Raw genomic sequence first — 18,913 nt, 5'->3', positions numbered from 1 at the left:
AAAATTCTATAAATGCTTCAAGCATGATTTATTAATTTGATTAAGAAATTAACCGCCCCCGATTTGGAGGCGGTCATTGGTTAATTGATTGGGAAATGAATATCCCCCTCGATTTCAGCAAGCTTGTCGATGCATAGTTTATTTACCATCGCTGCAACTGCATTGATGATAAAAGGGTTCTTTGTTGTAAATTCCCTTCCCTTGTCATCCTCAATCGTCAATTCGCATCTTTGGTAGTGGTTACTCTCGGTCTCGTCCGCATCATCTTTTTGCATTACCTCGAACTTTTCCAATGTGCTAATCGTCTCTAACAACTTGCCTCTTTGATTGATACGGCGGTTCAGTTCCAACGCAAATTTGATAGTGGCATCCAAATTAAGTTGTGGCTTCTGCTCCTGCAATTGCTCCCTCAATTCTGTTTTTGTCGGCCCTGCCTTTGGTGCTTCGGTCTTGGTTTCGGTAGGTTTCACGGTTACGGCTTCGCCCTTTGGATCTTCCTTAACCTCTTTTTTTTCCGCATCCTTTAAAGGCAGGTTAGGACGGATTGCCCCTTTTTCTGTCGATTTGTTAACTGTTGTTGCTGCGTTGTCTTTTCCGCTTCCGATTACTGTTGTTTTCATGATTTCTAATTTTTAGTTTATGTTCAATAAATATTTCTACTATCTGCCCCAAAAGGGCGGTTCTCTTCGCGTCCTGTACTCTGACTGTATAGGCTGCTAGTTGGGTGGGTGGGCTTCTGCCATTGGTTCTGCTCATGGGTTTTCTCCTTTTAAAAATGGTGTCGGCTGAAGCCTCCTGCCTTTTTGTTAAAAGCCCTCACTTGATACAATCCAATAGGCAGGCAAGACTTTGCCGAAAAAAAAACCTCGTGAGCGCAGCGAGCAGGGAAGATTTTTTTCGAGCAAACCCAAAGGGCTTGGTCTTGACCAGGCTAGCGGATTGTTCAGAAATTTTGAAACAAAAAGGTTGAGGGAAATTTTGACTATCTTTAATCAATAATTAAAGTACATGTCAAAAGAAGAATTCGAGAAAATAGATCAATCACTAAACGCCGTTGAAGAGCTAAATCAAAACTGGGCTGAAATACATGAAAAACTTGGAGAGATTTTGACAACAGGTAATTTTAAAGACATTACTGATGGATTTGTCAATCAAACAGAGTTGTATGTTCTAATTGATCAAAATATAACCGACAAGAAACTATTACATGGGTCATCAAGTATCTCATTATTTCTTGTACAATTCGTTTTCATCCATTACTATTTAGCAAATGGCAAGAACAATCCGGAAAGTCTGGAAGCTGTGAAAAATTTTGTCAATGACTTCCCTATGCTGAAGAGCATATTAGGTGATTGGAGCGGGTATTATAAAGTCGTTATATACCAAGATTATTTCAAAAAACATTCTTGGAACGACTATGTAAAATCTTCGACGTGGGCATGGAATGAAATCAATCTTTTGGATCATAGTATATTAAACTGCAAAGTAAGCTTTGAAACTGTATTAGAATATCTCACATCAATCGTAACTAAACATCCAAATGATTATGGAGTACCAAGGGTTGGCAAGAACATCATTTTGAAAATGGAACTCGATGGACTGTTTAAGCGTGAGGTTGAAAATAATATCGAGACAATTATTTCAATTGAAAGTGCGAGTGTATTTCTCCTAAGTTTTTTGCGTGGGATGATTGTATCAAGGACTGATTTTGAGAAGTGGTTTAAGTTGCTCTCGAAGCAATACCCTAAAGGTAAAGCTTTTAAAATATTATATGCTCTTGGAGTAGCATGTCCAACTGAACAATCTTGTCAAGAAGAACTTAAACAGGAAATAGATAACACTCTTGCTACAGGTAACATTTCATCAGCCGAATGCGTACAGTTGTACTCCATAAAAAACTTCAAGTCCGAAGACATACTCGATTACTTAATCAAGCTATCAGCTACATCAGTATCCCAGGAGGACACAAATGCCCTTATACATTTTCTACTGAATAATCTGGACAGTGATATCGATAGTGATTGGTTCCGTAAAATCCTTTTCAACATTGTTAAAATAGATGACGAAAAAAATCTTGGGATTTTAAACAACCTATTTTATTCTCTAATCGAAAAGGATATTAAGTTTGCCTACGAACTTATTGAAGCAAGGTATGAACTTTTAGGGCCAAAATCTTTCCTTACTGATCATTGGCATGAACTGGTCATTGCTGACAAGGATTTATTTAGTGCCAAACTTACACAATGGTTAAATTCTGATGTAACAAATATCCACTGGGCCTTATTGAAGCTTTGTACCATAAATGAAATTTCACCTTCCGATTTTAAGATCAATGCTACGATTTTCCGTAGCCTAGCATTAAGGGACAAGTTGTATATAGCAATTAAGATAATTGGCTTCATATACTCCAAAGATCACTTGCAATCTTTGATGTTCTCTTTGGTAGAGTACGTCGAACAATCTGAGACAATCCTTATCGATAATCTTTTTAGGTTCTTTTATAACTATGTAATCTATAATTATAGAACGTCATTAGACACAATCAAGGATATCTTAAAAGCGAAGGAGCTACCATCACATTTGCTGAAATTCTACGATGACCTAGATAAAAGCTATTACCAATATTTCAAAGACTTGGGAATAATAAAGGATCTTCCTGAACTCTATCCAGATAGTAGGCTCGTTCAGCACATACAATTTTATACCCAAAGTCATTTCGCAGAAAAGTCAAAGGATATTGGTAAGACGGGTTTCGCAGCTCTATTCAAGAATACACCTGTACACTCCCATAGATGGGCAATCAGACAAGATGATGATTCTATACATGCACCGAAATCGTTAGGATATTTTAAAACAAGTATGGAATTTCCTTCAGGTGAAAGGTTAAATCCAATTTATCAAGAAACTATGCGTAGAACATATCAAAGAATGAAACGAGATGAGATTGATATTAACTGAATACATTAACTCTTTAAAAGAAGACGGAGAGCTCGACAAATTAATACAGGATATTCTAAGGGCTTATCAAATAGAAATATTTTCAAGTCCAGAAAAAGGCAGACAATATGGTGTAGATATATACGCTGTAGGAAAGGACTTTGAAGATGGCAATAAGAAAAAAGTGTTTTTAATTACAGTTAAACAGGGTGATTTAGATCGCCAGAACTGGAATGTCCACCAAAATAGTGTTCAACAGTCAATCGATGAAATCAGGACAGTTTTTGTCAGGAATAATCTAGCGTCTCAACACAAAAAATTGCCGGTCAAAATCGTCGTTGCATTTAATGGTACACTCAAGCAAAGTGTCCAACAAAATTGGCGTGGATATGCCGATGCAAATCCAGGATTTGAATATGCACTATGGGAAATAGACTTTCTTGTCAATAATTTCCAGAACAAATTGCTCAATGAGCATGGCTTTTCGAATGAAGTAAGGTCATTGATCAGAAAGACAATCATTCACCTCGAAAATCCCTTTTATGATTTAGCTGATTATACTAAGCTATTGGAAACAATATTTGATCAGTTTAAACTTGCTAGTTCGAAAAAAGCCAAGTTAAAACTATTAAAAGAACTTCATTTAATCGTTGCAATAATTATAAAGTATAGTGCGGAAGCCAACAATCTAAAACATGCTATTAAATGTTCTGAAAAATATATTCTTAGGCTTTGGCATGAACTTTCGCCATTTGACTCCGAAAAGGAATATATCCATGCGATCATAGCTGGTTATAATATTGTTTTAGAAACATATCTTAGCTATTACAAGAAAATTGGCTTCATCGGGCATATAAAAGATGGGTTTAGCAGAAGTGCGAATGATTCGCTGACTTATAATTATACAATATATGAGCAGGTGGGCATATTATCTATGTGCGGTCTATCGATTCTTCAAATGCACGAGATAATATATAAAATTGAGAATATTTCACAGTTCGTGGATGAATTAAAGAAAAGCAGCCTAGAGATAGCAGACACAATAATTTGCACGTTTAACAATAATCCTATTATATACAGTCCCCGTGCCGATGACCAACACATAGAAATTTGTCTTGCGTTTATTTTCCTATATAAACTTGATCGTAAAAATGATATAAAAACTCTCCTAAGACTGTATAACCAGCAAATTGGAGAGGGGAAGATATTCTCGAATATTTTCCCCGAATTCAGTAACCATAGAAAAGTTATCGCTGAGCTCGAAGTAGATATAGATAAGCGGATGGAGTACGATTATCAGGCGAGTAATCTTTTTACGGTACTTATCGAATGGACTGCAGTATTAAGAGATAAAGGGCTTTATAATATGTATAAACTATTAAAAGACCAACTCTTATCAGAAATGGATTTGCTGTTATGGTTTCCTGAAGAAAATACGGAGGAAATGCTATATACAAAATATGCCACTTTAGAATCAGGCTATGCATTATCAGGCATTAAGTTACCCAATGATTTTGAAGAATTCTGCAATACCATTTTTAAAGAATATTCAAACAATGCCAATGAAAAAGAGTTTGGTTTCATAAAGCAGGGCATTTGGGCGATTGGCCTAATAGCTTCGAGACACTATAGAACTTATATATTTCCACATTATTGGCGTCAATTCTTGGAGGATGAGGCTGTAACCTTAAATGAAAAAGCCTAACCGTTTCTGGTTAGGCTCCAACCTGTTTACTTGATATTTTTCTTTTCAGTTATTTCCTTACGGATTTCGGTCGCCAAAATCTTTAAGTCCTGCATACCTTTACGTACTCTAGTACCTGCAGCACCATTAGCCTTGTTGTAGAATTTGTCGGCATCTGCTTCGATTGAAGCAATTAGTTCTTTTACTTTTTCGAATTTTTCCATGTTTTTTAAATTTTTATGTTCAATGAATTATTTACACTTGTTAGAACGAATATATCATTTTCGATCTACATCGTCATTCCCTGGCCTTGGGCAACATCTTTTTGCTTGCCCTGCTCGATTTTCTTATTGAATGAATTGCTGACTTCCAGTCCCGTTTCCTTTAAAAACTGCTCACGCTTTTCGGGTTTACCATCCTCTCGATAGAAGTTCAGTTTGCCATAGCGGACTGCCGTTTCCAGAAACATCTTGTTTTCTTGGCCATCCTTAAATACAGTAATCAATGGCCTATTGCCGTTTAACAGTGCATTCTCTAGTTTCTGCGCTGTCTTTGGGTCTTCCATTTCCTTAATTCTGTAGTCATTCAATTGCGCCTTAACATCAAAACCATACGCATCGGTGAAATGGCGCATGGTCAGGTTATCGTTCCTGTCTCTTGCCTTATCGGTATCTAACTGCACCCAGGCATTGTAAGGAACGCCATCTCGATTAAGCAAATCATCACGGTAGACCGATCTTCCCTGAACAAGGTTGGCCGCATGCTCACGCCCGAAACCCTCGCCATGGTTCAACCAGAAGGTCTGTGGCATAGGTGGTGATTTGAATGTACGCTCAAAATCCCTTGCCACATAGTTGATCTTGCCATTTTCCATATTGGCCAGCATGGTCTTGCTCGCCGCACTCTTTCCCACTGCAAGTTCTACATTTCCACTCTGTTTTTTGAAATAACTTATGGCCTCGTTCAGGTTCTCCATTTTCTTGACCCCGTTATCCTTTCCCTCTGGTGTATGGGTAATGATGATATACTTTTGGCCTTCTTCCAAAGGTTTGGCAAGGTTATGCACTGCTTCCAAACGGTTCAGGTAATAGTAATCAGACTGTCCGGATTGCTTGAATTGTAAGGTGATGTCCACTTGACCTCTCGTCGCCTTAACTGTGTCGTGGAGCTTAAAAAAAGGTTCATCTTTTCTCATATGTTCTTCCATCTTCGCGATGTGGGCATCTCCAAAGCCCAGTTTTTTCATCTCTTTCTTGAGATCTTCCAAATTGTTCAAATTCATGATATGATTTGTTTTTAGTGATAAATCAGAGTGGCTGTTTCGGTTTTCATAGGGATGTGATAGCCAATTTCTTTGAAGTTGCTTCAGTTCATAGAGCAGATTGCCTATGGGTACAGCTTCGTGCCAATTGAAAATCTGCTGGTATTCCCTGGCATCGTCAAGGGCATCTATTTCTTCAAAAAAAAAGTCTAATTCATAAGGAGAGCCTATTGGGTTATCTGTATCATAAACTACCCATTCGTAACCCTCTTTTGCCTTTTGATTCAGAAAATCAGTAAGCTCATTAACGGTCTCCTGTTTTTTTACAAGTCTAGACATAGCCACTTTTTCATGGATTAAATTATCTTGCCCTATGCTGGTTGTTTCGCAACAAAATGGAATAACCACCTTTCAGCTTTACTTTTATCTTCTTCACCTTTCTGCTGATCAGTTGCCTTGCCGCGTCAATACCTGCACCAGCGACCTGTGTGGCGATCGATTGGTCGAAACCAAAACCAACGCTACGTACGGCATTATCGGTTCCGTCATTTAGTGCGCCCGTTAGAGCAGCCTCTGGAGCTGTGATACCGATCATGCCATCGAGACCATAGACCGAAAGGTCTACGGGAATAATGGAAGTGCCCAATCTGATATTACTGATATCGATAAGCAGACGCTGGTTAGCTATACGGCAAGCCCCGAAAATAATATGCTCCTTGGGAATGACCATATTGCCGATACGAAGGCTGTCCTGCAACCTTATCTTTACGGTTGCACCTTGCACGACTTTTTGGTTGTCCACCAATGCGGCCGGCGTTGCACGGAATAGACTGTCAGGCGTAACTGAGCGGGAAGACCTTTGACGTTCTGCAATGCGCTCTGGATGCTGGATATCCAAAATGTTCTGCATCATACCGTTGAGTTGTGCCATTTCAGGGTCTTCTGATTTGTTCTCCTGCATCGTTTTCATTAAAGCCTCCAATCGATCTACATCTGATTTCATTGAAGTAGGTGGTGATTTTGGTTGATAGGCTGGCTTGCCAAAATTTGCTTCCGGGCGATTGATTTCCTTATGGAGCGCTTCAAGCTTTGCATTGATCTGCTGGGTCTGCTCAATGCCATTGACACTTGCAGAACTTCTATCTACATCAAAACCCAACTGTCCAGCGATAACCGCAATGCCCTGCTCATTTTTCTTTTGATCACGGTCTGCCTGTGCATAATAGTCGGCCTTGGTCTTTGGTGTATCTGCAGAGAAACTGGCATCTGGTAATCGGGTATTGATACCTTTCGTACTCGTTGATGATGCTCCATTTTCTTTTTGCTTTCGGAGCATATAGAAACCGAGTACCAACAATGGTACGATCAATAGCGGAAGGAATAATAGCGACTTTCGCCAGTCTTTTTTAGTTTTTTTGTTCATTTCAATATGTTTTTTGATTTTAACTGAATGCATTAATCATAATGTACAGCAGATAACTTGTGGCTATTGTACAAAAGACGATTAAACCATACATCACCGATTTTCTGGGAACATCGTTGGTTTTGATGTTCAGCCAATCGGCAAGTCTGCGCTGTCTTTTTTCTAGATAGCGAGCAATATGGTCGGTTAACTTTTCATTTGTTTCCCCGTTCTTTTTCTTTCCGAATAATTTCATGGTCTAGAAGGTTTATCGATATTTTTCAATGTTTCCCACCTTTGGATAAGAAAGCCGTGTGGATTATTATCCGACCTTGATACGTTCCTTACGTAGCCCTTGGTGATCAATATTTTCTGCATCACTGAACTAGAACGTATGAGCCTCTGTGTCGCATAGCATCTGAAATAGAATGGATATTGGCCGATGTCTAGGCTAATACTGTCCACCTCAATTTCCTGTGAAATATTGGCAGATATGATATTGTTATAATAGCCCTGTTCCTTAAGGTTGTCGCTCATTTTTTTGGCGCTTTCATCTGCTAGATATAGAGCATTTGCAATGTTTCTGTTAATGACTTTATCATCGGGATCGAGCGAAAAGAAATAGTTGTGGAAGGTTTTAATATGGTCACGGAGCTCTACAGGCAGGTTGTCCTTCCGCGTGGTACTGAACGCCTCGATCGCCTTCCCATTAGCCAAGATGTAAACCTTTGACTGCATTTCGCTGACCAGTTCTGTGCTCTTATAGATTGAAAAGCCGGATAGAAGTACACATGCCACAATGAGAAACAGGCTGAACCTCTTGATATGCCTAAAGGCGGTATCGATATTTTTAAACTGTGTAAACATAATATACTATTTAGAGTCGCCACTTAATTTATCTTTGAAATAATCTTGTCCTGAAGTTTCGGCCATTCCACCCATTTGCCTTTTGCCGTCACCGTACGCATCGGACACCATTCCACTTATCGCAAGTCCCGCACGCTTGGCACCACTTGCGGCAAGTCCACCTGCCATTGAACCTGTACTGCTTCCCCAATTTCCCATCCCTCCAGCCATGCTATTCACCTTGGTCAACACCGAATTACCACCTCCGGCATGCACTACATAATTGGCAACCGTTGGTACACAGAAGTAGCCCACGATACCGATCAGCATAAATATCATGTAGGCGGTGTCCTGACTTGAAAAGAAGGTATCACCATTATGTGCCACTTCATTGATATCTAGTTTGATCATGTTCTGCTGTATCTTGCCTAGTATTGCCCCGAAGATGTTGGCAATCGGCAGCCACAGAAAAATGTTGATATACCTTGCTACCCATACCGAAAGCGTATGTTGCAATCCATCAAATACGGCAAAGCCCAATACCAGAGGCCCGAGTATGGCCAGTACGATGAGAAAGAACGTGCGAAGCGTGTTGATACAGAGTGCTGCTGTCTGATAGACCAGTTCCAAAAGTTCGTTCATGAATTGCTTGAAGCTATGGCGCATCTTGAAATCCTGACGGTCTGCCCAGAATTTAATGTCATTGCCGATGGCCTCCACCCAGCCCTCGTCACTGCCGTTGGGGTCTTTAGGATGTGAATATTTGTACCATTCACTCCTTGAACCGCCGCCGTCCTCGCCAACGTACATTTTCCATTTGACCGACTTTTTAAGTTCGGCTTCCTTGCGTTTAAGAAGTTCCTTGATTACAAGATTACTATCTTTTACCATCGCACCCGTAGCCGAAACGGTGGGCTGAAGCATCCCATTGAACACCGAGAGCAGGGCGGGAAAAAGGACGATGGCAAGTCCAAGGGCAAAGGGTCGCAATAACGGATAGAAGTCGATGGGCTCGGCGGATGCAATCTGGCGCCATACGCGACTGGCGATATACCAAAGCGCACCAAATCCAGCAATACCACGCGCGACGGCGATAAGTCCCGAACAGAGCGGTATCATTTCATCGTATACCTTTTCCAGTACTGCGTGCAGTCCACCAATTTTTCCTGCCAGTTCCTGCGCATTGGAGACCATCGGAAAGACAAGTATGCCAAGCAATACTATCAGAATTCTCTTAGATTTTAAATTTTCCATAATCATGTTATTGATAAAGATTTCGAAGCTGTACCAGTTCCGCTTTTTGTTTTTCCCTTGCAAGGAAAAGAGAGGTAGCTTTGGTGTTGAAGTCACGTAGGAACATCAGTTTATCCTGGACATCCAGAAATATGCGGTCGATGGCGACCAAACGTTCCGCATCGCTCATACGAAGTTTGGAGGAAGTAATTATCATTGCCAGCTCGTCTAGATTGTCCATACTCTGGCTGAACAGTTGCCCATAAACTCGTCCGAGATAGTCCAGTTCATCGGAATTAAAGATATCGGTGGCACGAAACCTTTTAAAGGCCGCTTTGTATTCCGAAACAATATTTTTCTGAAAAGTGATGATGTCGGCAACACGCCTGTACTTTTTGACCTCGGGACTGACCAGCATTAGACCGTCCAAGAAAACCTCGTGCAGGGAAAAGTTGCCCTGCGATATATTCTTAATGGTATTATAGCCGCCCGAGATGACTTTATACCCTTTCTTCATGTCCGAGAGGATGTTCTTCAGCTGGCTGAGCTTCTCTACGTTGAGCAACAATTGCTGTGCTTCCTGTGATTGGGCATTGGCACCAATCATAAAGAACAAAGACAGCACCGCTATGGCAATTAGCCTCCTTATGTTATTCATGTACTTCATAATTTATCCTTAATTGTTCGGTGTCAGATTTTTCAAGTTGTTTTTGCAGGATCAGCTGTTCAACTTCAGTGGTAAAATGTTGGGTGAAGGATGACTTTTTCCGCATGGACAGATAGATCTTATCCAATCTCTTTAGTCGCTGTGTATCGTCCATTTCCAACTTGCCAGAGGTGATAACTAAAAGCAGTTCTTCCAGATCCTTTAGGCATTCCCCCCATAGGTTGTCCCTCACTTCCTGAACGTACAACTGGTTGGAAAGCGACAGGTGCACATTCGATCTGATATTGCCAAAAGCCTTTCCAATAGCTATCTGCATTTCAATGATTTCTGCAACCCGAACATTGTTCCTCACCACTGGGCTAACCTTGTTCAGTCCAGTGATAAAGGCATTGTGCAAACTAAATTCGCCATTTGAAAGATCCCTAATGGTATGCAGTCCCGAACTCGCGATCTCATAACCCTTCTTAAGGTAACCGGTGTAGACCTCTAATGCTGCGATCTGCTGTAGGAGATATTTCTTTTGGGTTTTTTTCTGTCGGAATAGCTCGTTCCAAGTTTGTGAATATCCTTGTCCTGTCCCAACAAAAAGCATGATTATGACGATCAAAAGCACCTTTATTCTACTCGACACCATAAATCTCCTTCAGTTTGGCGGTTTCGTCCAGTGAGGCCGACCTTGAGATGGAAAGGCCGATATTGCTTGCATTGAATTTCTTTAGTGACGAATAGTTGCCGTCCATCTCATCGGCTGCCTTTGCAATTAGTTCCAGCCTTGCCGCATCGCTCATTTGGGTCTTAAAAGAATTGATCACCAAAAAAATCTGGTCAAGGTTTTTAATACTCTCATCCAAAATCCCACTGTAGATTTTTCCCATGTATTCCAATTCCTCGGGCTTGAAATGTTTGTCCTTTTGAAACAGCCCCCATGCCCATTTGTATTCATCTACAATGGCTATCTGTTTTTCGGTAAGGTCTTTAATCCGCTTATAATAGGCAATGGCAGATTTGATGCGCCATAATTCATCATAATACTTTGCGTACTGTTCTTTCTGCTTTTCCGTCCAATCGGCAATTTCGGTCAGCTTAAGTTTTGACAATTGGTTTTCCAAAACCTTCTGCGCATTCTGTAGCCAAATGGTCTCGTTCTGCAAGCGCTGTACTTTGAGGTCAACGGCCTTGATGACCTTTTTTACTCCTGCCTTAATCACTTCCAGCACCGCCAGCTGTGCACTTGCCCCCTTGGGCAAGCCTACAAATAGCGTCATGGCGCTTAACGGCAGGACGATCATATATTTTTTCATAAAACTTCCTCCTGGGTTTACCTTAAATGGCTGGCCCAAAATTTTTAATAGTGATTTCATAATTCTGTTAATTGAGTTTTTGATACTCCCTGCTGCCGACCATCAGCATCCCTTTATCGGGATAAAAGGTCAGTGTTTTTCCTTTTTTGGTTTCAGTAAGTACGCCGGTCTGTTCATCGTAGGTACATTGCCATTGTTCGGTTTCATGTTTACGCCTACCTTTTTCGCCATCCCTGATGAGGTTGAATCCTGTTCTGCGGTAGATGAGGTAATTGTTAGCACTGGTATGTTCTATGGCTAGCGTATCGTCGGCTACACTATAATTACCGCCATCGTGATTGACATAGCTGCCTTCGATGAAAGATTTATTGCTATCCGAATTGCAACCAATAAAGATGGCTAGCGAGCAGAACGTTAAAATGATGGCCAAGGTGATCGTTGTTTTCATGATATTTTTAATTAGGGTTTACAATTTTGCTGTTCGATATCGACCACGAGCATGGCAATGCCTTTTGCGATACTTCCATATTTCTGGGCATACTCCTGAACGAGCATCTTTTCGCTTTCTTCGGTAGTGTAAGCGTAATATTCGCTAGGCGAAACCTCGGTACGATAGACCTTGCTATACTGTCCGCCTAATGAGATAAAGACTTCCTTGTACTTTCGCTTGGGATCATTCGCTTTGTTCATTGAAAGGATCAGCGCCTTTTCCTTATCGGTCAGTCCCAAAAGTTCCTGTACATGGTCAAACTTATTCTGGTACTTTGATTGGTCAAGTAGTATTTTACAGTCGGAATTGTTGATGATGGCCTGCTTTACGATTGGCGAGGAAATGATATCTTCTACCTCTTGGGTAACCACAATGGCCTCTCCGAAAAATTTCCTGACAGTCTTGAAGACATACTTTATATACTCTGCCATACCATCTTTTGCTATCGCTTTCCAGGCCTCCTCTAAAAGTATGACCTTGCGAATGCCCTTCAGTTTGCGCATCTTTGAAATGAACATCTCCATCAGGATCAGCGTAACTACGGGGAACAGAATAGCATGGTCTTTTACAGCATCCAGCTCAAATACGATGAAGCGCTGGTGCAATAGGTCGAGGTTCTCGGTGGCATTGAGCAGGTAATCAAACTCGCCACCCCTGTAATAGGGATTGAGTACATACAGAAAATTATCCACGTCAAAATCCTTCTCCTTAACCTTACCGTCTTTTAGCACCTGCAAATATTCACTTTGCAAGAATTCATAAAATGAATTGAAGCAGGGAAAGATATCTGCGTTCCTGTCCAGATGTGCATAATACAAGGTCAGGGCATTGGATAGTGCAACATATTCTGATCTGCGGAAAGTCTCATCATCTTTTTTCCATAGGGCAAGCAATAAGGTTTTGATGCTCTCTTTCTTTTCTGTATCCAATATGTCCCCATCGGTAAGATAAAATGGATTGAACCTAATAGGGTCTTTCTCGTAGTAGGTGAAATAGTAGCCACCCACCAGGTCGCACAATCCCTTGTAGCTATGGCCTACATCCACTAGTACCACATGTGCACCCTGCTCGTGGTAGCTCCTGACCATGTGGTTAGTAAAAAAAGATTTGCCCGAACCGGATGGCCCAAGAATAAATTTGTTGCGATTGGTGGTCAGTCCCAGCTTCATCGGTTCATCCGACATATCTACATGCACTGGTCTACCGCTCAAACGGTCGCCCATTCTCATACCGAAGGCAGAAAGCGATGACCTGTAATTACTTTCCAGATTAAAGAAACAGGTAGCCTGCTCCACGAAAGTATCAAACGTGTCGTTCATCGGAAAATCTGCCTCGTTGCCTGGAAGCCCTGCAAACCAGATTTGCGCTTGCCCGTCTGTCTCTCTTTTAGCCACCGCATCCAAAGCAGCCATAGCCGAGCCCACAAGATTTTTAAGGTCTTTTGTTTTCGTACCATCTTCCGACCATGCGACCACATTGAAATGTGCTTTAATTGGCAACTTTTGGGTAGCAATAGCCTCATCTAAAAAATCATTGACCGCATCACGGGATATTGCATTTTCTCGGGAATAGCCCGAAAGCGATTGCAGGCGGAGTTTTTTGGCCTCCAACTTTTTGATGGTCTTCTGCGCATCTTCGATAAAAACAAACTGGTTCAGAATATGGCTACAGTTCAAAAGACTACCCAATGGACTGGCAAAGCCGATTGAAAATTTGGTTCGGTCGGTAGAATATTTGTCATAGTTGATACGGCTGCCGCACATCGAGGGCAAGTCTTCCACATCCGATAGCGTGTAAACTTCCACTTTTTTAGCACCCACCTCAATACTGTCCCTTATCTTTATATCTGACAGTATCGGCATTTGTGCCTCTCCTAGAAGAAAAAGATACCTTTCGATAATACCCGCACTATTTGCCGTACCTGTAAGCTCATCATCAGACAATCTAGCGAGCGAAACAAATCCGCTATCGATGAGTATTCGCTCGAACTGGCCCGTACTGTCCAGAAAATCGCTGTATAATACCGAATTGACCGTTTGAGCAGGCACAATACTTTTTCGCAAAATATTGCTGTAGGCCGATGAGGAAAGTTTCCTACCGGAAGGCTTCCTCGTTAAGAAAATGTAGCAGCTATGATCAAGGCATTCACGTTCATTAAAAAACTTCTCGCTTGCTCTTGAAAGGAAAGCATTTCCAGCTTTTTCATAATCAGCTCTATAGCCACTTTCTAAAAACCAGTCCTGTTTGTGAAGGATACTGAAAGTCGGCAACACTTTTATCGCTTTTACCCACGCCTGATGGTAAGCTTCATAATCCCTGTCAGATAGGGTAAATATTTCGGGGAGCGTTGCTTTGTAAGCGATAGTTATATCACCCTGCATCGAAAGGATGCAGCTATGCTCCACTTTATAGATCGGCAATATGTCTTTAGCTTCTACCATGATGATTGTACTTAAGTTGTGTGAATAGCCGTCTTGAACGGAACTTCAGTGTTTTCGGAAGGCCGCGCTTGGCTAGGAACTTCATCAACCCGTGTTCGCCGAACCTATGGCTCAATTTGAAAGTTGAAACAAAAAGCCCTATGCCGAGCAACGCCACCAGAGGCAGTATGACAAGTAGGCTTACCCTAGAAATATAGAGGACAGCGAAGGAAATCAACAGCAGGACAAGTCCAACTGCCAGATAGGCAATGTACTGTGCCTTAAGCCCCTTAAAGACTATCGGCTTGGAAACCCCTTTGTTGATTTGATAAATACTGGCCATAGCTATATCCCGAAAAAAGATTTAAGCACGGTAGCCACTACCACTAAAAAGATGCAACTACCAAACCAAGCAGCCGCAACCTTATTGGTATCTGGTTCTCCGGCGTTCCACTTATTAAAGACCTTAATAGCGCCGATGATACCTACTACTGCGCCGATAGCATACATCAGGTCGCATCCGGTATCGAAATAACCTTTTACCTTGTTGGTTGCCTCGGCGATGCCCGCATTGCCGTCTTGTCCAAAACAGTAATTTAAAGTAACAGCTAAAGCCAACACCATAAGTGTCTTCAGCAAGGCTTGTTGCCTTGGACTGTACGGGATATGAGTAGCTTCCATACCCAAATGCATTCTAAAAAACGAAATGACTTTTTTTATTCTTTTCATCGACTTATAGATTATATTGAAATGTGATATTAGTCCCAAAGATTTTCCAGTTCCTCTAGCGTGAGATGGAAAGAAGCATGGTCTAAGATGAATTCGTTGATTTGCGTGATGTTAGGGTGACCAGCCATTTTAGGATATACACCTTTCATCTGGTCGAACATGATAAAAAAGTCCTTTTTTTTACCGTCCTTTTCCGCAAGTGTTTTAAACACTAGTCTGATATCTTGAAGGATATCTGGAACCAATCCCAATTGCTGTTCCTTGTCTTTTCCTTTTGTGCCCGCAAATCCAAAATCTGCACTACTCAAGAGAAACATCCCTTCAGGTAATTTCGCCTTTCCCATCACTTCTGATTCATCCTGATCGGCTAAAATATCAACGCCTTTTTCCCAGCGATGCGGTAAGGGAGCCGTATCCTTCAGATTATCACTAGTTGCTTCGGATTGCCTGCCAAGCAGATTTAAAACTTTCCTTCGGTAAAACAGAAGGATGACGGCCAAGTACCAAACGAGGGTAAGTACCGAGGCGGCAACCAGAAAATGTTGCCATGTGAAATTTTGTAACATAACTTTGCTTTTTGTAGAACACTACATTGTGTCCTAACGGTGAAGCAAAGTTTCAAAGGCTACGATTTTTTGATTGACAACTACTTAGTGACCTACCTAAAAATTTATTTGAAAAGTGCATTAGTAAGCAGGTTTGTACTCATCTTCATCATCTAATTTTTTAGTGATTGCTGAAGCCATTTCATCTATATATTTCGTTCGGCTCAACCGTTTGCGTTGGCGAATTTCTGATAGCCTTCTATACGGCCTGCCGATATTTACTTTAAATACTTGTTCTATTGTTTTAACAATATCAATAATGTTTGCTTTTCCATCGTTGATCTGTCCGGTAAAATACCATCCATAAGCTATTTCCAATAAATTAATTGTATCTCCTGTCCACTTCAATTTAGTGTCAATAGAATTTTGGTTTTTAGAATCGGGATTTTTGACTTCCATTATTTTATGCTCAAGCCAATCTTTAAGCATCTCATATGCTTTCATCTTCGCGAATAGATAATCGCTGTTGGTAGAAAAATTGGGATCTGGATCTGGTAGTTCGGGTAAGAGAACACTCTGAATCTCTACACCTCTAATAAAATACAGGTCGTCCAATTCATTGGCGTTGAGCTTGTAATATTGATAATGAAACTGATACTGGGTAAAGAACCTCTCTATGAAAAGTAATTCTTTACGGAAATGTTCTAGTCGGACTTTTGTTTCGCCTACAGGTATTCTGCTTTCAATGATATACAACTCTGTAAAATATATTTGCCAACAATAGAAATTAGGCTTTATGTACTTGAAAAATCGTATTTCATCTTCCTTTGCACTGAAAGGATTCTCATTGAGGAAATTCCGCAATTGCTTTAATGCAAATGCAATTGGCTTTAGAGCTGTTTTCATCTTTAATAGCGGGTCGCTGACCTCGATAGCAATTTGTTCTAACTCTCGTTCAAGCTTTTGATAAAGCTTCTCACTAAACTTTTGAATCATCTTGATATGGATTAAGTAACTCCTGCCGCCAGCTAATTATTTAGCTACCAAAACGGTCAGGGAAAAGGTAAGCTTCGCTTCATAGGCAATTCACGTTAATGTTTGCAGATATATTGATGTATACCAAAAATTGATGAAGCAAATTTGTAGAACAAGAGGAAAAATTGAAATAAGTGACATAGCGTATTTTGCTACGTAATCACTACGTATTTTAACTGAAAAGGCTTTTTCGGATTTTAGATTGGGTTGTAACTCATTGTTTTGATGAGTTCTTCGCGGTTATTGACAGCTGTTTTGTTAAAGATGTTTTCAGCATGTTTATCGACAGTTCGGGGTGATATAAACAAGCGTTCTGCGATTTCTTTATATTTTAGTCGCTGACAAATCATTTTTACTACTTCTATCTCTTTAGCTGTGAGGCCGAACTTTTTACCATTAGCTTCTATCAGCTTCTCATCATAAGATAGCAAAGCTATTTCCAAAAGCAATTTGCTTTCTCTTCTAGCCGTAGTAATTGAACGCCTGATAAATATAATGGTAATGATGATAAACCCTGTATTGGTGAATAGCACTTCTGTTAACTGAGATACATGCAGATAAGATAATACTGGCATTGATAGCCATGGGGCAACCGCACAATACACCGCAAGCATTTCCACAATATCACGCTTTTCGCCGTCTTTTAAATATTTAATCCAAATTGCTCTAAGTATGGCCGTTAACACAACAAAAGCGTAAACAAAGGGAATGAATGTTCCAAACTTAATGGCATCATCCAGATTTTCATCAACCCAATACCCAATAACGAAAAAAACAACATAAGGCGCTATCAAGAATAATGGAACACCATATATTGCATGGAATCGTAACTTCCTTAACCCAAAGCCTCTGTAAAAGTAATATGGAAAATAACAGGCAACCAGAAAACCGCTACCATAGGCGATAATATTTTGTGCTTTGATAGAAAGATTAATTTCTGGATCGGGAAACAGGCCTCCCGTAGTATTATAAATGATGAGTAGGAATAATAGAATTGTATACCACAATCTACTCTTTTCTTGCGGTCTAAATAAGTAATATACACTCTGATAAAAGAACATAGCGATTTCCAGAATCACGAACATGAAGGTCACGATGTGCATCTCTGTGCCAAATACTAGCATAGTTCTTAAATCCTCTCTTTCTCGTCACTATTACTGTGAGTCGCGTTTTAAAAAAATTAGTTTATAGCCCAAATCGAGCTGATCATATATTTTAAAGCCAAATTTTTGATACCAGGGTAAATTTAGCAGTGTGGAAGTTTCCAAATAAAGCGGTCTATCCATCTGCATACTGTCTGCAATGATCTCTTCTAATAATTTTGAGCCAATTCCTTGTTTTTGACTTGCTGGGTCTACCCCAACGAACCACAGATAATATATGGAGAACTTGGGTTGAAGTTTTTTGATTTTTGATTCTCTTGAAAGGGCTTTACCGATATTAGGTATGCCTATAGTATTAAGAATAAGTCGAATATCTAAAAGAATAGATTTGAAATTAGTCTTTTTTTTGTCGGGAAATAAAATTAGTGCGCAAGCATTTTTGTCGTTTGAGAGAAATACTTTGCCGAACGCGTAACAGATGTCAAATGAATAGGACATTAAGAACTCGATACGCTCCCTGACTTTGCTGTCCTGCTGAACAATGTAATTTACGCTATGGTTGTTTTCAAAGGATTTTGAGAGTATATCAATTACTTTATTTTTATCTGCGTAAGTAGCTGTTAACATACATGTAGTCTTAATTTTTAATCAATTTTAATAAGATTTAAACTACATATAACAAAAACGATACCATTAATTTGAAATATTTATTGACTACCAGATGCTTATCAAATTGACATCATTGAAAGTTTTAGCGAGACGATTGATTCGAAAATTAAAAAGCCCATTGTTACGGTAATTGTCATCCATAACAATGGGCTATGTTATCTTGAAGTAACTGCCTATTTCTTGTTTAATAGTTCATTTTTCTCCTGCTCACTTTTCAAGAGGCGTTCGTAGAGTTCAACAATCTTGTCGATAGGATTAAAGTTAGGACTAATAAATACCGATGCTGATTGATCATGATTATTTACAGTGTTCGCTATAATATTGACCACAGCTTCTTCACTAAAATTTTTGATTGCGTCAGAGCTTACTCCCAGAGCCTTAGATATTTTATCTAATGTTTCATCATCTACATCTTCACTCTGCTCAATCTTCGATATAGTCTGTTGACTAAGGCCTAATTCCATAGCTAAAGCATCTTGTTTAATGCCTCTAATCTCCCGAATACGACTGATTTTTCTGCCTAAATGTGTCTTTTTAAATTGCTCTTTGGTCTCCATAAAACAAATATAAAAAAAATTACTGTGAGTATTA

21 protein-coding genes are annotated in these 18,913 nt (G+C 40.1%); 2 read left to right on the top strand and 19 right to left on the bottom strand.

Translation table 11 applies throughout. From position 1 onward, the window contains the following. Positions 1–80 precede the first annotated feature (80 nt). Positions 81–620: a hypothetical protein gene (locus tag PGN18_RS04510; RefSeq protein WP_335318162.1), complete on the bottom strand. Its 540-nt coding sequence runs from the start codon at positions 618–620 to the stop codon at positions 81–83. A gap of 388 nt (positions 621–1,008) precedes the next feature. On the opposite strand from PGN18_RS04510, the gene PGN18_RS04505 reads away from it, so the two are divergent. Both PGN18_RS04505 and PGN18_RS04500 read left to right on the top strand, forming a co-directional pair. Then, positions 1,009–2,958, top strand: coding sequence for a hypothetical protein (locus PGN18_RS04505; protein ID WP_335318161.1), 1,950 nt, complete (start codon positions 1,009–1,011; stop codon positions 2,956–2,958). After that, entirely contained in the window at positions 2,939–4,642 is a 1,704-nt protein-coding gene (locus PGN18_RS04500; RefSeq protein ID WP_335318160.1) for a hypothetical protein, read from the top strand. The genes PGN18_RS04505 and PGN18_RS04500 overlap by 20 nt, the downstream gene beginning before the upstream one ends. A 26-nt stretch (positions 4,643–4,668) precedes the next feature. Here the strand turns inward: PGN18_RS04500 and PGN18_RS04495 are convergent, their stop codons facing one another. From PGN18_RS04495 to PGN18_RS04410, 18 genes are all read right to left on the bottom strand, one after another. Beyond that, positions 4,669–4,845 carry a histone H1 gene (locus PGN18_RS04495; protein ID WP_335318159.1) on the bottom strand — a complete coding sequence of 59 codons (177 nt, stop codon included), beginning with the start codon at positions 4,843–4,845 and terminating at the stop codon, positions 4,669–4,671. Between the two features lie 65 nt (positions 4,846–4,910). Next, positions 4,911–6,221 (bottom strand): hypothetical protein, encoded by a 1,311-nt coding sequence (locus PGN18_RS04490; RefSeq protein ID WP_335318158.1) that lies wholly within the window; start codon positions 6,219–6,221, stop codon positions 4,911–4,913. A 22-nt stretch (positions 6,222–6,243) separates the two neighbouring features. Beyond that, complete coding sequence (gene traM, locus PGN18_RS04485) at positions 6,244–7,305, bottom strand: conjugative transposon protein TraM (RefSeq protein ID WP_335318157.1); 1,062 nt, start codon at positions 7,303–7,305, stop codon at positions 6,244–6,246. A gap of 19 nt (positions 7,306–7,324) precedes the next feature. Further along, positions 7,325–7,540, bottom strand: a complete 216-nt coding sequence (locus tag PGN18_RS04480; RefSeq protein WP_335318156.1) for a hypothetical protein — start codon at positions 7,538–7,540, stop codon at positions 7,325–7,327. Beyond that, positions 7,537–8,151, bottom strand: a complete 615-nt coding sequence (gene traK / locus PGN18_RS04475) for a conjugative transposon protein TraK (RefSeq protein ID WP_335318155.1) — start codon at positions 8,149–8,151, stop codon at positions 7,537–7,539. Before traK ends, PGN18_RS04480 begins: the two co-directional genes overlap by 4 nt. Positions 8,152–8,157: 6 nt before the next feature. After that, complete coding sequence (gene traJ / locus PGN18_RS04470; protein WP_335318154.1) at positions 8,158–9,384, bottom strand: conjugative transposon protein TraJ; 1,227 nt, start codon at positions 9,382–9,384, stop codon at positions 8,158–8,160. Between the two features lie 7 nt (positions 9,385–9,391). After that, positions 9,392–10,030: a TerB family tellurite resistance protein gene (locus PGN18_RS04465; RefSeq protein WP_335318153.1), complete on the bottom strand. Its 639-nt coding sequence runs from the start codon at positions 10,028–10,030 to the stop codon at positions 9,392–9,394. Then, positions 10,014–10,622 (bottom strand): hypothetical protein, encoded by a 609-nt coding sequence (locus PGN18_RS04460; RefSeq protein WP_335318152.1) that lies wholly within the window; start codon positions 10,620–10,622, stop codon positions 10,014–10,016. Before PGN18_RS04460 ends, PGN18_RS04465 begins: the two co-directional genes overlap by 17 nt. 28 nt (positions 10,623–10,650) lie before the next feature. Then, positions 10,651–11,391 carry a conjugal transfer protein TraI gene (locus tag PGN18_RS04455; protein WP_335318151.1) on the bottom strand — a complete coding sequence of 247 codons (741 nt, stop codon included), beginning with the start codon at positions 11,389–11,391 and terminating at the stop codon, positions 10,651–10,653. 7 nt (positions 11,392–11,398) lie between these two features. After that, entirely contained in the window at positions 11,399–11,779 is a 381-nt protein-coding gene (locus PGN18_RS04450; protein ID WP_335318150.1) for a hypothetical protein, read from the bottom strand. A gap of 11 nt (positions 11,780–11,790) precedes the next feature. Then, on the bottom strand, positions 11,791–14,262 hold the full coding sequence (locus tag PGN18_RS04445; RefSeq protein WP_335318149.1) for a TraG family conjugative transposon ATPase: 2,472 nt from the start codon (positions 14,260–14,262) through the stop codon (positions 11,791–11,793). After that, positions 14,249–14,584 (bottom strand): DUF4133 domain-containing protein, encoded by a 336-nt coding sequence (locus PGN18_RS04440; RefSeq protein WP_335318148.1) that lies wholly within the window; start codon positions 14,582–14,584, stop codon positions 14,249–14,251. The genes PGN18_RS04445 and PGN18_RS04440 overlap by 14 nt, the downstream gene beginning before the upstream one ends. A gap of 2 nt (positions 14,585–14,586) precedes the next feature. Further along, positions 14,587–14,865, bottom strand: a complete 279-nt coding sequence (locus tag PGN18_RS04435) for a DUF4134 domain-containing protein (RefSeq protein ID WP_244278882.1) — start codon at positions 14,863–14,865, stop codon at positions 14,587–14,589. Positions 14,866–14,999: 134 nt separating this feature from the next. Beyond that, on the bottom strand, positions 15,000–15,536 hold the full coding sequence (locus tag PGN18_RS04430) for a hypothetical protein (RefSeq protein WP_335318147.1): 537 nt from the start codon (positions 15,534–15,536) through the stop codon (positions 15,000–15,002). Between the two features lie 120 nt (positions 15,537–15,656). After that, positions 15,657–16,511, bottom strand: coding sequence for an RteC domain-containing protein (locus tag PGN18_RS04425; RefSeq protein ID WP_335318146.1), 855 nt, complete (start codon positions 16,509–16,511; stop codon positions 15,657–15,659). A 236-nt stretch (positions 16,512–16,747) separates the two neighbouring features. Next, positions 16,748–17,674: a response regulator transcription factor gene (locus PGN18_RS04420; RefSeq protein WP_335318145.1), complete on the bottom strand. Its 927-nt coding sequence runs from the start codon at positions 17,672–17,674 to the stop codon at positions 16,748–16,750. Positions 17,675–17,704: 30 nt separating this feature from the next. Then, positions 17,705–18,280 (bottom strand): GNAT family N-acetyltransferase, encoded by a 576-nt coding sequence (locus tag PGN18_RS04415; RefSeq protein ID WP_335318144.1) that lies wholly within the window; start codon positions 18,278–18,280, stop codon positions 17,705–17,707. Between the two features lie 215 nt (positions 18,281–18,495). Then, complete coding sequence (locus PGN18_RS04410) at positions 18,496–18,879, bottom strand: helix-turn-helix domain-containing protein (RefSeq protein WP_335318143.1); 384 nt, start codon at positions 18,877–18,879, stop codon at positions 18,496–18,498. Between the last annotated feature and the right edge of the window lie 34 nt (positions 18,880–18,913).

This window comes from Pedobacter terrae, assembly GCF_036946585.1.
GTDB lineage: Bacteria > Bacteroidota > Bacteroidia > Sphingobacteriales > Sphingobacteriaceae > Pedobacter > Pedobacter terrae_C.
This window is presented reverse-complemented; position numbering and strand designations above follow the sequence as displayed.

Bases quoted from the DNA above. Each gene is read 5' to 3' on its own strand.
- PGN18_RS04420 (WP_335318145.1), bottom strand. From the start codon at position 17,674: ATGCTAGTATTTGGCACAGAGATGCACATCGTGACCTTCATGTTCGTG.
- PGN18_RS04510 (WP_335318162.1), bottom strand. From the start codon at position 620: ATGAAAACAACAGTAATCGGAAGCGGAAAAGACAACGCAGCAACAACA.
- PGN18_RS04465 (WP_335318153.1), bottom strand. From the start codon at position 10,030: ATGAAGTACATGAATAACATAAGGAGGCTAATTGCCATAGCGGTGCTG.
- PGN18_RS04490 (WP_335318158.1), bottom strand. From the start codon at position 6,221: ATGTCTAGACTTGTAAAAAAACAGGAGACCGTTAATGAGCTTACTGAT.
- PGN18_RS04415 (WP_335318144.1), bottom strand. From the start codon at position 18,280: ATGTTAACAGCTACTTACGCAGATAAAAATAAAGTAATTGATATACTC.
- PGN18_RS04455 (WP_335318151.1), bottom strand. From the start codon at position 11,391: ATGAAATCACTATTAAAAATTTTGGGCCAGCCATTTAAGGTAAACCCA.
- PGN18_RS04410 (WP_335318143.1), bottom strand. From the start codon at position 18,879: ATGGAGACCAAAGAGCAATTTAAAAAGACACATTTAGGCAGAAAAATC.
- PGN18_RS04500 (WP_335318160.1), top strand. From the start codon at position 2,939: ATGAGATTGATATTAACTGAATACATTAACTCTTTAAAAGAAGACGGA.
- PGN18_RS04480 (WP_335318156.1), bottom strand. From the start codon at position 7,540: ATGAAATTATTCGGAAAGAAAAAGAACGGGGAAACAAATGAAAAGTTA.
- PGN18_RS04425 (WP_335318146.1), bottom strand. From the start codon at position 16,511: ATGATTCAAAAGTTTAGTGAGAAGCTTTATCAAAAGCTTGAACGAGAG.
- PGN18_RS04430 (WP_335318147.1), bottom strand. From the start codon at position 15,536: ATGTTACAAAATTTCACATGGCAACATTTTCTGGTTGCCGCCTCGGTA.
- PGN18_RS04495 (WP_335318159.1), bottom strand. From the start codon at position 4,845: ATGGAAAAATTCGAAAAAGTAAAAGAACTAATTGCTTCAATCGAAGCA.
- PGN18_RS04440 (WP_335318148.1), bottom strand. From the start codon at position 14,584: ATGGCCAGTATTTATCAAATCAACAAAGGGGTTTCCAAGCCGATAGTC.
- traK (WP_335318155.1), bottom strand. From the start codon at position 8,151: ATGTTTACACAGTTTAAAAATATCGATACCGCCTTTAGGCATATCAAG.
- PGN18_RS04435 (WP_244278882.1), bottom strand. From the start codon at position 14,865: ATGGTGTTGGCTTTAGCTGTTACTTTAAATTACTGTTTTGGACAAGAC.
- traM (WP_335318157.1), bottom strand. From the start codon at position 7,305: ATGAACAAAAAAACTAAAAAAGACTGGCGAAAGTCGCTATTATTCCTT.
- PGN18_RS04445 (WP_335318149.1), bottom strand. From the start codon at position 14,262: ATGGTAGAAGCTAAAGACATATTGCCGATCTATAAAGTGGAGCATAGC.
- PGN18_RS04505 (WP_335318161.1), top strand. From the start codon at position 1,009: ATGTCAAAAGAAGAATTCGAGAAAATAGATCAATCACTAAACGCCGTT.
- PGN18_RS04450 (WP_335318150.1), bottom strand. From the start codon at position 11,779: ATGAAAACAACGATCACCTTGGCCATCATTTTAACGTTCTGCTCGCTA.
- traJ (WP_335318154.1), bottom strand. From the start codon at position 9,384: ATGGAAAATTTAAAATCTAAGAGAATTCTGATAGTATTGCTTGGCATA.
- PGN18_RS04460 (WP_335318152.1), bottom strand. From the start codon at position 10,622: ATGCTTTTTGTTGGGACAGGACAAGGATATTCACAAACTTGGAACGAG.